This is a genomic window from Tindallia californiensis (assembly GCF_900107405.1).
GTDB classification, from domain to species: Bacteria; Bacillota; Clostridia; order Peptostreptococcales; family Tindalliaceae; genus Tindallia; species Tindallia californiensis.
In genome coordinates, this window is the sequence record NZ_FNPV01000003.1 from 88135 (window position 1) to 103569 (window position 15435).

Annotated in this window: 12 protein-coding genes and 1 riboswitch; all 12 genes read right to left on the reverse strand. The window is 40.4% G+C overall.

Annotated elements, in window-relative coordinates; translation table 11 throughout:
* Positions 1-9 precede the first annotated feature (9 nt).
* The 12 genes from purF to BLV55_RS04540 all read right to left on the reverse strand — a co-directional run bounded on the left by purF (position 10) and on the right by BLV55_RS04540 (position 15046).
* Positions 10-1437: an amidophosphoribosyltransferase gene (gene purF / locus BLV55_RS04485; protein ID WP_093312270.1), complete on the reverse strand. Its 1428-nt coding sequence runs from the start codon at positions 1435-1437 to the stop codon at positions 10-12.
* 31 nt (positions 1438-1468) lie between these two features.
* On the reverse strand, positions 1469-2203 hold the full coding sequence (gene purC, locus BLV55_RS04490; RefSeq protein WP_330386574.1) for a phosphoribosylaminoimidazolesuccinocarboxamide synthase: 735 nt from the start codon (positions 2201-2203) through the stop codon (positions 1469-1471).
* A 3-nt stretch (positions 2204-2206) separates the two neighbouring features.
* Positions 2207-2725, reverse strand: a complete 519-nt coding sequence (gene purE, locus BLV55_RS04495) for a 5-(carboxyamino)imidazole ribonucleotide mutase (protein ID WP_093311667.1) — start codon at positions 2723-2725, stop codon at positions 2207-2209.
* Between the two features lie 29 nt (positions 2726-2754).
* Positions 2755-3900, reverse strand: a complete 1146-nt coding sequence (locus BLV55_RS04500) for a 5-(carboxyamino)imidazole ribonucleotide synthase (RefSeq protein WP_093311668.1) — start codon at positions 3898-3900, stop codon at positions 2755-2757.
* 148 nt (positions 3901-4048) lie between these two features.
* A riboswitch (purine riboswitch) is annotated at positions 4049-4150 on the reverse strand.
* Between the two features lie 115 nt (positions 4151-4265).
* Positions 4266-6662, reverse strand: coding sequence for a PocR ligand-binding domain-containing protein (locus BLV55_RS04505; RefSeq protein ID WP_176968257.1), 2397 nt, complete (start codon positions 6660-6662; stop codon positions 4266-4268).
* A gap of 35 nt (positions 6663-6697) precedes the next feature.
* Positions 6698-9061: a PAS domain-containing protein gene (locus tag BLV55_RS04510; RefSeq protein WP_176968258.1), complete on the reverse strand. Its 2364-nt coding sequence runs from the start codon at positions 9059-9061 to the stop codon at positions 6698-6700.
* Positions 9062-9241: 180 nt separating this feature from the next.
* On the reverse strand, positions 9242-9826 hold the full coding sequence (locus BLV55_RS04515; protein WP_093311675.1) for a TetR/AcrR family transcriptional regulator: 585 nt from the start codon (positions 9824-9826) through the stop codon (positions 9242-9244).
* Between the two features lie 300 nt (positions 9827-10126).
* On the reverse strand, positions 10127-11671 hold the full coding sequence (gene guaA, locus BLV55_RS04520) for a glutamine-hydrolyzing GMP synthase (RefSeq protein ID WP_093311678.1): 1545 nt from the start codon (positions 11669-11671) through the stop codon (positions 10127-10129).
* 25 nt (positions 11672-11696) lie between these two features.
* Positions 11697-13157, reverse strand: a complete 1461-nt coding sequence (guaB, locus tag BLV55_RS04525; RefSeq protein ID WP_176968259.1) for an IMP dehydrogenase — start codon at positions 13155-13157, stop codon at positions 11697-11699.
* 124 nt (positions 13158-13281) lie between these two features.
* Positions 13282-13686 carry a thioesterase family protein gene (locus tag BLV55_RS04530; RefSeq protein ID WP_093311680.1) on the reverse strand — a complete coding sequence of 135 codons (405 nt, stop codon included), beginning with the start codon at positions 13684-13686 and terminating at the stop codon, positions 13282-13284.
* 48 nt (positions 13687-13734) lie between these two features.
* Positions 13735-13932: a hypothetical protein gene (locus BLV55_RS04535; RefSeq protein WP_093311683.1), complete on the reverse strand. Its 198-nt coding sequence runs from the start codon at positions 13930-13932 to the stop codon at positions 13735-13737.
* A gap of 10 nt (positions 13933-13942) precedes the next feature.
* Entirely contained in the window at positions 13943-15046 is a 1104-nt protein-coding gene (locus BLV55_RS04540; protein ID WP_093311686.1) for an aldo/keto reductase, read from the reverse strand.
* Between the last annotated feature and the right edge of the window lie 389 nt (positions 15047-15435).

Genomic DNA, 15435 nt, shown 5'->3' on the forward strand with positions numbered 1-15435 from the left:
AATTCCTCCCTATTGATTCTCCTTATCTAGTCTTTGAAACACTCGTTGTCCATTTTGCTGCTGTGCCTTTTCCGGAAGCTCCATCGGGTAATTACCGTCAAAACAAGCCAAACAAAAGTTTTTTTCCGGTTTTCCCAGCGCTTCCACTAATCCTTCAGGGGTAAGATAATGGAGGCTGTCAGCATGAATAATTTTGCGAATTTCGTCAACGGTTTTTACCGCTCCAATTAATTGATTTCGATCAGGTGTATCAATACCAAAATAACAGCTATAAGCGACTGGCGGTGAACTGACACGAACATGCACCTCTTTAGCTCCAGCCTGTTTTAAGGTTTCCACGATCCGTTTACTGGTAGTGCCTCTTACAATAGAATCATCAATCAGAATCAGTTTTTTACCTTTAATGTTTGCGGCCATCGGCGATAACTTTAGTTTGACCGCCAGTTCACGTATCGCCTGAGTTGGCTGAATGAAAGTCCTGCCAATATAGCGATTCTTTATCAGTCCTTCTCCGTAAGGAATGCCGGAGGCTTCTGCATAACCAAGGGCTACGGGTATGGAAGAATCCGGAACTGCCATTACCATATCAGCTTCTACAGGGCATTCCTTCGCCAGTACCCGACCAGAATTTTTTCTTGCTTCATAGACATTGATCCCGTCTATAATACTATCCGGTCTGGCAAAATAAATATACTCAAAAATACATCCAGCTCTACGAGGCAAAGACTGAAAAAATTCTGACTGAATACCTTCCGGCGTAATAGTCACCATTTCTCCCGGTTCCACATCCCTAACCAGTTCAGCTCCCATAACGTCAAAAGCACTGCTTTCCGATGCCAATACATACCCTTTTTCTGTCTTCCCGATACACAGTGGCCTTAGACCCAAAGGATCTCTCACACCAATCAAACATTCCTCGTTCATAATGACTAATGCATAAGCACCTTTAATCAGCTCCATGGATCTGCGAATAGCTTGATGGATTCCTTCATTACTGTATCTGGCGATTAGGTTAACAATCACTTCCGAATCAATGGTTGTCTGAAAAACAACCCCCGCATCTTCCAGTCTATCTCTCAAAAGCCTGGCGTTTACCAAGTTTCCATTATGAGCTAAGGCAATGGTTCCACCTCTGTAACGAACTACTAAAGGCTGTGCATTTTCAACATCCGATTCTCCAGAAGTAGAGTATCGTACATGGCCAATCCCAATATGACCTGTCAGTTTTTCTAACTCTTCATTATCAAATACCTCTGAGACCAAACCCATATCTTTATGCCACCGGGTTTTATCTCCATCATTCACCGCAATGCCCGCGCTTTCCTGTCCCCGATGCTGCAAAGCATAAAGACCAAAGTAAAGCAGCTCCGCTGTATGATCATCCTCCATCTGAATCACTCCGGCCACACCGCACTCTTCTTTTAATCCATCCCACATCAATTCCTTTGACACAAGAACCCCTCCATTTTCAAACTGCCAATACTTTACTGACTCGCTCCAGCACTTCTTCATAGTGTTCTGATACCTGTCCCATATCTTTTCGAAACCGGTCCTTGTCCATTACTCTTCCTGTCCGAGTTTCCCATAGCCGGCATGTATCCGGCGATATTTCATCAGCCAGCAATACCCCGTCTTTATTCACTCCAAACTCCAATTTAAAGTCGATTAGCTTCAAACCCGCTTTTGAAAATAATTCAATTAATAGCTTGTTAATGGTTAACGCTTCTGAACGAATTTTGTTCAATTCCTCCTCCGTCGCCCATTCCAAGGCAATAATATGATCTTCATTGACAAAAGGATCTCCCAACTCATCCTTCTTCAAAGAATACTCGACAATTGGTTTTTTGAGTACGGTTCCCTCTTTCACCCCTAATTGCCGGGTCATGGAGCCAGCCGCCACATTTCGAACAATAATTTCTAAAGGAATGATTGTTACTGCTTTCACCAACATCTCTCGATCGGATAGCCGTTGAATAAAATGGGTTTTCACTCCTTTTCCTTCCAAGTATGTGTATATCAGTGAAGATAGATGATTGTTCACCTTTCCTTTTCCTTCAATCTGACTTTTCTTTTTTCCATTAAAAGCCGTTGCATCATCCTTAAAATATACAATTACCTTTGAAGCATCTTCTGTGACATAGACTTGCTTGGCTTTCCCTTCATACAACATCTCTTTTTTTTCTATCCCCTTATCCTTTACCATTGCCTATCTCCCCTCCAAGAATCCATCAATCCCCAATTCTTCCAAGGTTTCTGCCTTGTGAAGCACCTGCTCCGTCTGTTGCTTCCGAAAATCTTCCAATTTTTGAGAAACCACTGGATCTTTAATTCCAAGAATTTGTGCCGCCAATAATCCAGCATTTTTAGCTCCATTGATAGCTACCGTAGCAACAGGAATACCCGCCGGCATCTGGACGATCGACAACAAAGAGTCCCAGCCCGATAAAGCGTTGCTTTTTACAGGCACTCCTATCACCGGAAGCGTTGTCATGGAAGCAACCATCCCAGGCAGATGAGCCGCACCTCCCGCTCCAGCAATAATAATTTCTATTCCTCTTTCTTTGGCCTGCTGCGCATAAGAAACCATTGCTTCCGGTGTCCGATGGGCAGATATAATTCTTGTTTCGCATTGGATTCCCAGTCCTTCCAATACCTGCGTCGCCTCTTTCATCACCGGCAAATCCGAATCACTTCCCATAATGATCCCTACTTTGCTTTTTTGCATCCTCGACTCCTCCTAATTCTGTTTTTATCTCAAACGGTTACTTTCAACACCTTGCGGATCTTTTCTGCTTTTTCATTCGCTTCTTCGCTGCTATCCGCCAAGATAGTGACATGTCCCATTTTTCTACCAGGCCTGCTTTCTGTTTTTCCATACCAATGAGGATATACATCAGCTATTCCCATAGCTTCCTCTATGCCTACCAATTTTGCATTTCCACTTTTCACCGGATCTCCCAACAGGTTTACCATCACCGCTGGCTTGAACAAAGTCGGTTTTACCAGAGGCCATCCCATAATCGTGCGAATCTGTTGTCCAAACTGAGAAATATTACAGGCTTCAATGCTGTAATGCCCCGAATTATGAGTTCGGGGAGCAATTTCATTAATCCATAACTGCTGATCTTCCCCAACAAACATTTCAATACAGAAAATACCTGCTCCTTTCAGATGTTTCAAGGTTTTTTTTGCCAGTTTATCAGCTGAATTCAACACTTCCGCTGGCAAGGGAGCTGGTACAATACTTCTATCAAGAATGTTATCCTGGTGAATGTTTTGTCCTACCGGAAAGGTTTCAATATTTCCAAGAGAATCTCTCGCCGCTATTACGGATATTTCCATCTTAAACGCAATGAATTTTTCCGCCATCAGCGGTCTTTCTTTTCCATCTAACAAGTCATAAGAATCATCTAAGACTTCTGGACCATCCACCTTCACATTTCCTTTTCCGTCATAACCACCAAATCTTGACTTCAAAAGAAAAGGATAGCCGAAAAGATCCGCCGCCTCTATCAAATCTTGTTTTTGCTCAATTTTTTTATAAGGTGCAACGGGCAAACAATGACTTTCCAGTTCCTTATTTTGCTGATACTTATCCTGTATCATATAAAGCGTTTCTGGTGAAGGCATTACCTGACATCCTTTGGATTCCAGTTTCATCAACATTTTTGCGTGAATATGTTCAAATTCATAGGTTAATCGTTGGCTTTTTTCCGCCAACTGTTGAATTTTTATTTCATCAAAAAAACGGCCATGAATAAACTCATGTGCCATTCCCTTTGCCGGACAGGTTTTTGAAGGGTCTAAAACAGCAAAAGATAGCCCCATCCGATAACCTTCCATTAATAACATTTTTCCCAATTGTCCACCGCCAACGACTCCAATGTCACAGCGTTTCACAGGTTTTCCCCCTTATCTTTTTACCCGATTTATTAAAAAAGCGATGCAACTCCGTTAAAACGACGAAAAGTCCTGACTAAGATCCCAAGGAGTGAATCAAGCCAGAACTTTTATCAAGAACATACTTTTCAAAAAAGTAATGTTATCTTGTTATACAGGCCTCACTCGTAGTAGAGCCATTTACGGTGACTCTGTAGAAACTGCCGAACCATATTATCAGCATTATAGGATTGAGTTCTTCTTTTTCATCATAACAAAGATCAAACAAAAAGCAAAGGGTTTTTCGAATTTTTTATGTTCCACTCCCCTGTTTATACCTATTATTCTTGAACAATCTTATCATTTTTTGTTTCAATGTTCCGCTTTTAATCTTGGAAGAAAAATCCTTCTTTACAAAAAAGGTGTACACAAGCTTCCACTACCCGAGGTTCATACTTAATCCCACTATATGCTTGTATTTCTTTCAATGCCTCTTCCGTCCCTAAAGCTGGCCGGTAAGGACGATGAGATGAAATGGCTTCCACCACATCTGCTACTATAAGAATTTTTGCACCCATCAATATTTGAGTATCTTTCAATCCTTGTGGATAACCTGACCCATCCAGCTTTTCATGATGCTGTAAAATCATTTCAGCGATTGGCCACTCAAAATCAATATCAATTAAAACCTCATAAGCATTTTGCGGATGGGTTTTGATAAACTCAAATTCTAAGGGAGTTAACTTAGATGGCTTGCTTAGTATTTCTGAAGGAATCATAATTTTACCAATGTCATGTAAAATAGCTGCAATCCACAGACCTTCCAAGGTGTTTTCTGATAATCCCAGGTTCTTCCCGATCGCCATCGCCAGTTGAGCTACCCGCTGTTGGTGCCCATAAATATACATATCTCTTTTTTCCGAAAGCTTTGCAAAACTATTCACCGTTTCTTTTAAGGCCCGCTTTAACTGGTCTTCTTTTTCCTTTTGACCGGAAATATCTTTGTAGGTTGCCTGATACCCTGCCACTTTTCCATCAATCAGTATTGAACCACCTCGGATAATTACTGGTACCCCTTTTCTGCTTTTGGTGTATCTTATCGTCTCCACTTCCAAATTTTGAAGGCGATCCGCTAGTTTTCGAATACGCTCGGCTTCTTCTAATTGTTCCGGCAGCACAATGAGATCATCTATTTTTTTTCCTATACACTCTTCTTTCCCATAGCCAAATAATTTACTGAATGGCTGGTTCACATTTTTAATGACCATTTTATCTGTCAGATGCACAATGCCATCCGGTGACTGCTGAAAAAAAGAGTCAAAAATTTGTTTTTGATATTCAATGGCTTTTTCAAGGTTTTTCTCTTCCGTAATATCTGTAATAATTCCACTAAACGCTACCAGTTTTCCTTGATCATCTCGATGAATAGGCTCACCGCACACCCTTACCCAAAACGGAGTACCATCAGCCGCCTGCATTAGTATCTCGTTTTGATAACTTACCTCTTTTAAAACACTCTCTTCATCCTCTTTTAAGACTTCTCGTCGAATGCTTGGATGAATTTTTTCGTTCCATTCATCCGTTGTGATGATCTCCTTAGAAATTTCTAAGATTTTCCTGCTTCCATGGTCAAGGTAAACCGTCTTATTAACCAAATCCCACTTCCAAATACCTGCCCCACTGCCCTCCAAAACAAATCGAAGCTGCTTCCTGGTAGCAATTAAACGGTTTATACCCTCCCGCCAACTTGTAACATCTGTATGAGTACCTGTAATTCTTAAAGGCTTCCCCTTTCCACACCTCTCCGTTACCTTGCTTCTAGATAATATCCAGCGATAAGTTCCATCTTTGTGTCTCATTCTAAATTCATGCTGATGAAACTCAAACTCGCCATTTTGAAATCGCTTCATTATTTTATGTATTCGTTCATCATCTCCAGGATGAATGTTTTCAGCAAAAAAACGATCGCTATCCTTCACCTCGGATCCTTTATATCCCAGCATATTTGCCCATTGTTCCGTTATAATGATTTTGTTTTCTTCCAGTTTCCAATCCCAGACACCATCTTGACTACCTTCAATGGCAAAAACCCACCTCTCCCTGCTATCTCTTAACTGATCATCTTTCGCTTTTAATGCCTCATATTGATCCATTAGTTCATCCTCAGTTGCTTTCAACTGTTGCAATGATACTTCCTTTTGTTGCCTGGCCGCACTAAGCTCCTGGCGTACTTCAAGCCGCCTCATGATTCCCTGTATCATTTCAGCAACGTATTCTGTCAGTCCACGAAGAAAAGAAACATGATCTGCCAATTGTTCCAAGGTTAATATGGGAACTTCCTGAAGGCTTTCAAGATAAGCATCTTCATCATACTCATAACGACATGCCTGCTTCTTAAAAAAGTCTCTATTCGGTTCTTCCATTTCTTTCAAAAAGAATTCTCCCATCATAAGTGTTGCTATTCTTTCATCCTCTACGACGATGGGAACCGCTACATTAATCAATCCATTGGCACATTTTTGATATTCCAACGTCTCTTCTGTGCTCTCTTTCGCTAGTGTCATCATCTTTCGATTACTGTTTCGACAATGTTCCCTTGATCCAGGCTTTTTTTTATGAAACTCTCTACAAATCTTCTGATGAGATGCTTCTGTCATTGGTTCTCCGTCCTGATCCATTAAAAGGGCTGTTAATCCTGTTGTATTTTGAAAATCTGTCATTATTTGTTGAATTTGAAAAAACTCTTCATATTTTTCCAGCCGGAAAGAATGTGTTACTGACAAAACGCTCACCTCTTCGTTGTAAATCGTAGCCTTTTTCAAAAACTGAAAGATCTTTTTCGAAACAAGAAAAGACATGCTTCTACTACTTCTTCGTCATACCAACTACCCTTAAAATTAGTGATCTCTTCCAAGGCAACCTCTATTCCTAAAGCAGGTCGATAGGGACGATGCGACGATATTGCTTCTACAACATCTGCAACAATCAAAATTCTAGCTTCCGGTAAAATACAATCCTTTTCCAACCCCTGAGGATAGCCACTCCCATCGCAACGTTCATGATGCTGTAAAACAATCTTAGCAACCGGCCAGTCAAATTCAATGTTTTTTAAGATTTCAAAGGCATTTTGAGGATGGGTTTTAATGTATTCGAACTCCAGATTGGTTAGACGCGATGGCTTGCTTAAAATATCCGTCGGAATCATCATTTTCCCTATATCATGCAACAGGGCTGCTGTTCTTAATCCTTCTATTTGATGCTCCTGCCATCCAATTTGTTTTGCAATAGCTACCGCTAACGAGGCCACCTTCTTTTGGTGATCTGCCGTATATAAATCTCTTTTTTCAGATATTCGTGAAAGACCATCCACGGCATCTCTAAGTGTTTTCCGTAATTTTTTTTCTGTTAAAAGCAACTTACTGATATCCGTATAACTGCCTTGTGCTCCTACTACTTTTCCATCTACTATCGCCGGCCCTACACGAAGGACAGCCGGAACGAGTACCCCCTCTTTCGTAATCCTTTCAACCTTGCCTTCATAGTATTCGTTGTGTAACGGCATTTTTGAAATGTTCAACCCCTCATGATAGGTCTTAGCAGGGACTACCAATCGGTCTAGATCATTTCCACAAGCTTCTTCTTCAGAATAGCCAAACATCTCTTCAAAGTGACGGTTAATCATTTTAATGATGTTTTTCCCATCTTCAAACTCAGTATACACTAATGCGTCTGGCGAATAATTAAAAAGAGCTTCCAACTCTTCTTGATGTCTTTTATACCGTTGATCCTTCTCTATTTTTTCCGTTATATCCGAAATCATTCCACTTACCCGAGTCGTGTTTCCCTTTTCATCATAAGCAACGGCTCTGCCTCTATCCAATACCCATCGAATGGATCCATCCGGTCTAAGGATTCGATATTGCTGAACAAAGCTTTTTTGCGCTTTAAGCTTTTGAGCTTCTTCTCTTAAAGCTTTTTCTCTGTCTTCCGGATGAATCAGATTTTGCCACGCTTCAACAGACAGATGATTTTGTTCAATTCCCCACAAATTCTTGGTTATATCAGAAACCGTCACTTCCTTTGTTTTCAGATCCGTATCCCACCATCCATTCCCGCTGGCGTTAATAGCCATCTCGGTGCGTCGCTGACTATCTTTTAATTTTTTCTCTAATCTTCGACTTTCCGTAATATCTCTCTGAGTGCCTACGATTCGAACCGGTCTACCTTCCCGATCCCATTCGAACACCTTGCCCCGAGTTTGTATCCACCGGTAAGCTCCATCTGCCGCTCTCATTCGAAACAAATAGTCCTTTTGAATATAATCGCCTCTAAGAAAGCCTTCCAAGGTTTCTTCCACTTTTTTCATATCTTCCGGATGAACCAAAGACTTAAAAAACTGAAAAGTTCTTTCGGATTTTCTTGGATCATAGCCTAGCATCTCTGAATATCGATCTGAAATGTAGTTGTTCCCCGAAGGAATATGCCAGTCCCACACACCGTCTTGACTGGCTTCTACGGCTTTTTTATACCTATCTTCTGTTTCGATGATTTCTCTTTCTTTTTCTTTCAGCTCATCATAGCGACTACGCAGCTCTTCTTCCGAAGCTACAAGCTGCTGGTAAGCTCCTTCCAGTTCCTGATTGTTTTCAATCAGCTCTTTTTCTTCTTCTATTTGATCTTTTTTAACTTTTTCTACAGAAATAGCAAAAGAAATCAACCGATGGATCATCCTTAAATGAGACAATGCTCTTTCTTTATCGACAACTGAAATCTCCATGATTTTTTCCAGGTATTTTTCCTGGTTATACCCATATTCTTCAGCTTGCTTAATAAAAAAGGTTCTCTTCGGTGCTGTCAGAAAAAAAGGGCCTCCAAAAACACATCCTACCTTTTCTTGATTTAAGTATACATTTTTCACTGCATATCCTATTCCCATGGGACATACAGCCAGCATTCCATCTGTATCTAACAAGGTTTCGCGACAATGTTTTTGCAAGTTCTCATGGCATTGGGTATTGCTTCTTTCATAGGCCTGATGAAAATCAGCACAAACTAAGTGTTGTGCCGATGAAGCAATAAGCTTCGCATCCACATCCATAAACATCGCTGATAAACCCGTCATTTTTGAAAGGTTCTGAAATAACCGACTAATTTTTTTCTTTGACTGCGTTGAAAGCTTCATCATGACTCACCTTTATTCATCAAATGAAATTAATATTCCATAGCTTTATTATTTATCTAAAGAATCTTTTACCTAATTATACGATATTTTTTACGTCTTTCCCTTTTTTTTTCAAAATTTATGTATAAAAAAAGCGAGTCCATACCCGAGACTCACTTTTTTTATTTTCTTTAGGAATAATCACTTGATTCCATTCCAAAAAAACTCCCATGCTTTATCCTCATGCTCTTCAGACAGTTCTTTTTGTCCGCTGATCAGCTGTAGCATATAGCCTGTCACAAAACGATGAAATGCTTCTAAGATATCCTTCATATCTGCCTTAGGCATTTTCTTCTTTTGACTGGAAGCAACAAATTCACTCACTTTCTCAGCATATTGTTTTCTCCAGGTCATATGCATTTCTTGAATTCTTTCACCCATTGACGCCACTGGGAACAATACGTTTCTTAAAAGGAAGGTGTATTCTTCTTTTTGTTTGCGATAATAGTCCAGCAAAGCTTTGTAAATATACAATAATCTTTCTTCCGCAACTTGACTCGGGCAGCTTTCAATAGCTGCTTCAATTACTTCCTGGTGCAGAGCTTCTGCTTCCTTTATCATCTGCATATACAACAGTTCTTTCGAATCAAAATAGTAGTAAAAGGATGGTGCCGTGATTCCAATTTCATTGCAGATATCCCGTATAGTAGTAGCTTCATAGCCTTTTTCATTAAAAAGTCTCATGGAAATTCTTTTGATTTTTTCTGCTGACTGATGCTCTTTCAATATTTACACCTCTTTCTACCTATCGTTAGTTGTTCCTATTCTATCTTTTATAATGCAAGAAATCAAGTAATTTTCTATCAAATCGAAAAAATAATTTATTTATTGCCACAATAATTCATTGACCTTCGGATTCAAACTTTACCTTTCCTCCTATTATGCCTTAGTCATACTGATAAATCTACTAGTGTTTGAAAGAATTTTCTAAAAATCGACCAAGTAGCTCCTTTAGACTCCCTGTTTAGGCAAAAGTCCCTAGATCACTTAAAAAGTGTTCTAGGGACTTTTAAGTTTTGCTTGCTTTTACTCCCACTCGACCGTTGCTGGTGGTTTAGACGTAATATCGTATACAATTCGATTCACATGATCTACTTCATTTACAATTCGGTTAGATATTTTTTCCAGAACATCATGAGGAATTCTTGCCCAGTCAGCTGTCATGGCATCTGAACTGGTGATAGCACGAAGAGCCACTGTATGGGCATAGGTGCGTTCGTCTCCCATAACACCAACAGTCTGAACATTTGGTAGTACAGCAAAGTATTGCCAGATTTGACGGTCTAAGCCTGCATTTTTAATTTCTTCCCGCATAATGGCATCGGCTTCCCGTACAATCTCAAGTTTTTCTTCTGTGATCTCTCCCAATACCCTAACAGCCAAACCTGGTCCTGGGAAAGGTTGTCTCCAAACAATATCTTCCGGCAAACCAAGGGCAGAACCAACGGCTCGAACTTCATCCTTAAATAAATACTTAAAAGGCTCTATCAATTGAAAAGTCATATCTTCTGGCAATCCGCCCACGTTATGATGACTTTTGATCACTGATGCTGTATCGGTACCGCTTTCAATAATATCCGGATACAAGGTTCCCTGAACTAAAAAGTCCATCTCTCCCAGTTTGTTGGCTTCTTCTTCAAATAGACGAATAAAGGATTCCCCTATAAACTTTCGCTTTATTTCAGGATCCGTTACGCCTTTTAGACCTTCAAGAAAACGTTGATGGCCATTAACACGAATAAAGTTCATTTTGAACTGCTCTTTGAAGATTTTTTCCACTTGTTCTGGTTCATCTTTTCTCAATAGTCCATGATCTACAAATACACAGGTTAACTGATCGCCAATGGCACGATGTACCAAAACAGCCGCTACTGAAGAGTCAACACCACCAGAAAGTGCACAGAGTACTTTTTTATCCCCTACTTGATGACGAATTTCTTCGATTGTTTCTTCAATAAAGTTTCCTGTAGTCCAGTTGCCTTCACAGCCGCACGCTTTATAAAGAAAGTTTCTAAGGATATCGGTGCCAAATTCTGTGTGTTCTACTTCTGGATGAAATTGCAACGCATAGCATTTTCTCTCAGCGTCTTCCATCGCCGCCACCGGACAGTCTTTGGTTGAAGCTGTAACTCGAAATCCTGCCGGTGCTGCTTTAATAGAGTCTGTATGACTCATCCAACACACCAATTCTTTTCCGATATCCGCAAAAAGAAGCGTGTCGTTTTCAAGAGCAAGGCTGGTCTTGCCATACTCTCTTTTGTTTGCCCTGGCAACTTCGCCACCAAAGTTCATTGCCATCAGTTGTCCACCATAGCATATTCCCAGAACAGGAACAGACAGGTTGAAAATCTCCGGATCACACTTCGGTGCTTTTTCTTCATAAACGCTGGCTGGACCACCTGTTAAAATAATTCCTGTCGGTTGTTTCTTCTTCACTTCTTCGATGCTTATATGATAAGGGACTACTTCGCAGTAAACCTGACATTCCCTCACACGTCTTGCAATTAACTGATTGTATTGTCCACCAAAATCAAGAATAAGAATGTTTTCTTTTGCTGATACTGATTCCATTGTTCTACTTCCTTTCCACTTTTCTTTAATTAGTTTCTTTCACACTATAATTAGGGGCTTCCTGGGTGATAAAAATATCGTGAGGATGACCTTCCACCAAAGAAGCTCCTGATATTTTTACGAAACGTGCCTTTTTCCGAAGGCTTTCGATATCCGGGGTTCCACAATAACCCATGCCGGATCTTAGGCCTCCCATCATCTGATAGACAGAATCTTTCAGATAGCCTCTATAAGGCACCATGCCTTCTACACCTTCCGGAACTAGTTTTTTATCATCTTCCTGAAAGTACCGGTCTTTACTGCCTTGTTTCATTGCTCCCATTGAACCCATTCCACGATATGTCTTAAAGTTTCTGCCTTTATAAATAACGGTTTCACCAGGACTTTCTTCTGTTCCTGCGAACAAAGAGCCAATCATTACAGTACTTGCCCCGGCGGCTAATGCTTTTACAATGTCACCAGAATACTTAATACCTCCGTCAGCAATAACAGGAACACCGTAAGCATCCGCTGCTTCAGCACAGTCAGCAATCGCTGTGATCTGAGGAACTCCAACACCGGTAACAACTCGTGTGGTACAGATAGATCCGGGGCCTATCCCTATTTTCACCGCATTAGCTCCAGCTTCAATTAGCTCTCTGGTAGCTTCAGGGGTTGCTACATTACCGGCAATAATTTGTAATTCCGGATGGCTTTTTCGAATGGACGCTACGGATTCCAACACTCCTTTGGAATGACCATGAGCCGTATCTACTACAATAACATCCACCTTGGAACTTACCAAGGCTTTAACCCGCTCCATCATATCTTCTGTTACACCGACAGCGGCACCAGCCAATAGCCTTCCGCCAGAATCTTTGGCTGAGTTTGGGTATTTTATAGATTTTTCTATGTCCTTGATAGTAATAAGTCCTTTTAGATTTCCTTGTTCATCCACAATTGGCAGTTTTTCAATTTTGTGTACCATTAGAATGTTCTGAGCTTCATCCATGGTAACACCTTCTTTAGCGGTTATCAGATTCTCAGAAGTCATTACACGAGAAATGGGTAAGTTGTAGTCTTTAACAAACCGGATATCTCTATTCGTAATAATACCGACCAATTTTCCTTTTACGGTAATCGGAACACCGGAAATATGGTATCTTTCCATTAATTCTAATGCATCTGCCACCATATGATCTGGTGATAAAAAGAAAGGATCCACAATAACGCCATGCTCGCTTCTCTTAACTTTATCCACTTCCAAGGCCTGTTCTTCTATGGTCATGTTTTTATGAATGATCCCAATTCCACCTTCTCTAGCCATCGAGATAGCCATCTTTCCTTCTGTCACCGTATCCATCCCGGCACTTAATAAAGGAACATTGAGCTGTATCTTTGGAGTCAGCTTTGTTTTAAGTGACACCTGCGCCGGCAGTACCTCTGATTTTCCAGGGATTAGCAACACATCATCGAAGGTCAATCCCTCTTTCAGTATTTTCTCCATTATGTTAAATCCTCCTTTGTTATGATGATCAAACCAAAAACAATTATGATAAAGCCCCAACTTCCGTCTTGTCTGTTTTCTAATTATTTACTCCTTAGAAAATGATGACCTGTAGAATTTGGGGTTAGGTTTGTCTTGCTTTTTTCTCTTCTGTTTTATTCAGAAAAGTCTCTTTATTAATGATATATCGATCATGGATCCCTTCTCCAATCTTTTCTTCATCATCGTAAGCTGTCACTTCAAAGGTTAGCTGCTTTCCTTTGACCGCAATCAATTTCGCTTCTGCTCTAACCTTCATTCCCTTAGGCGTGGCCGCTATATGACGAACATCTAAACGGGTACCTACAGTGCTCCATCCATCTGGTAGATGTTGATCAGCAATTTTAAGTGCTGCATTTTCCATCACACCAATCATAGCAGGCGTAGCAAAAACGTCTATTCCACCACTGCCATAAGCTACCGCTGTCTTTTCCTCTGTCACCGTCAGCTCTGTCTTTCCCAGAATCCCTATTTCCAGATTAAACTCCATTTCCCATCCTCCATTCGGATTGATTTTTCCATTTTTAACGCTATTATCTTACCTTAAAAACCAGTACACATAGCCGCAATTGTCACATATGTAATTTTTTGCCGGTTTATTCGCCCAGTCAAATCCCAGAAAAGTAGCACCTGCTGTATTCATTAAGGTTTCTCTTTCCCAGAACTCATCAGCACTACACACGGGACAGGCAAGGGGATTGCCTTTTATTTCAACTTTTCTAGCATTTTTCTTCACTCTGTTCACCTCATCTTTTTTGCATCAATTGATGAATTTCATCCAATCGTTGAATAATGGGAAGTTTTTGTGTGCACAATGATTCACAAATACCACAAGCGGTACAGTCTCCAGGCAGTAAATCTTCCTGCTTTAATTCATCTTTTTCCTGATACCATCGAATCTGCTGAAACATTTCCTTTTCTCCCATTAATAAATACAAATTGTAGGCTTCCATGTAATAATTCATCTTGATTTTTAAGGGGCATTTGCGACAATACTGACAGTTTGTGCAAAGCTGGTCTGCATAGTCTGTCATTTTTTCTTGGATTTCTTTTCTTTTTCCCTCGGATACTTCTAAAGGACGTTCAATGATTCGAAGGTTTTCATCAATCTCGTCTTTTGTTCCCATTCCTGCTAGTACCACTGTAATTCCTTCCTGAGCAGCATTGAAACGAAGTGCTGCCTGTGAAACAGTTTCTTGTTCATCTTCCCTGATAAACGCAAAATAATCCTGGTGCCTGGGAATTAACCCGCCTTCTAAAGGGTTCATTGTCACAACCCCTATATTATTCTTGACAGCCGCATCAACACCTCTTTGCCGGACAGGATGGTTGATTACATTATAACCAAGTAGCACACCTTCAAAGACTTCGTCGTTTATAATTTTCTCGATGTCTTCTCCCTTGCAGTGCGTGGAAAAACACAGGTGATCTATCAAGCCTTCTTCCTTTGCTTTTATCGCTCCTTCATAAGGGCCTCCCGGAGCCATCACCCGATCATATTGGTCTAAATCCATAATACACCACATATGATAGAAGTTGATTTTTTCCAAACCCATTCGTTTGAGGGAATTCTCTAACCGTTTTCTTACGTCCGATGCGGTTTGATCACTGTTGATACTGCTTTTTGTCGATACAAAAAATGGGGCCGGCATCTTTTGAAAAGCTTTTCCAAAAATATCTTCACTGCGATCTTCATTATAAAAGGGGGCTGTATCAAAATAGTTAATCCCACAAGCACTTGCATGACGGACTACTTCAGCCGCATAATCATTATCTTTTCCGAAACGCATCCCTCCCATACCTAGGACAGAAACATGTTTTCCAGTTTTCCCATAAGGTCTGTAGATCAAGAACAACACCTCCCAGCGATGAGTCGTTATATAATGAAACGGTTTATAATACTCCAATTATACTGTATTTCATACTACACGTCCATACATATACGTAAATCATTAATATCCCGCATCAAAAAAACAATCGAGCCTCTCTAGTATTTCTCAGAAAGGCTCGATCAAACAAAATTGAATCCTCTTACAACAGACAAGCTATACAGTTTTTTCACTCCTTCAAAACTAACCTGCATTGAATTCCTTCTTTCACTGGTCTTATTACCGTAGCGTCAACGGCAATTGTTCCTATGTTGCTTGAAACAAACCACTTTTACTTCGATACTTCGAACTACTCAACTACTCAACTACTCAACTACTCAACTACTCAACTACTCAACTACTCAACTACT

Excerpts from the sequence above, each read along its gene's own strand:
- purE (WP_093311667.1), bottom strand. The coding sequence starts at position 2,725 with ATGCAAAAAAGCAAAGTAGGGATCATTATGGGAAGTGATTCGGATTTG.
- purF (WP_093312270.1), bottom strand. The coding sequence starts at position 1,437 with ATGTGGGATGGATTAAAAGAAGAGTGCGGTGTGGCCGGAGTGATTCAG.
- BLV55_RS04530 (WP_093311680.1), bottom strand. The coding sequence starts at position 13,686 with ATGGAGTTTAATCTGGAAATAGGGATTCTGGGAAAGACAGAGCTGACG.
- purC (WP_330386574.1), bottom strand. The coding sequence starts at position 2,203 with ATGGTAAAGGATAAGGGGATAGAAAAAAAAGAGATGTTGTATGAAGGG.
- BLV55_RS04510 (WP_176968258.1), bottom strand. The coding sequence starts at position 9,061 with ATGAAGCTTTCAACGCAGTCAAAGAAAAAAATTAGTCGGTTATTTCAG.
- guaA (WP_093311678.1), bottom strand. The coding sequence starts at position 11,671 with ATGGAATCAGTATCAGCAAAAGAAAACATTCTTATTCTTGATTTTGGT.
- guaB (WP_176968259.1), bottom strand. The coding sequence starts at position 13,157 with ATGGAGAAAATACTGAAAGAGGGATTGACCTTCGATGATGTGTTGCTA.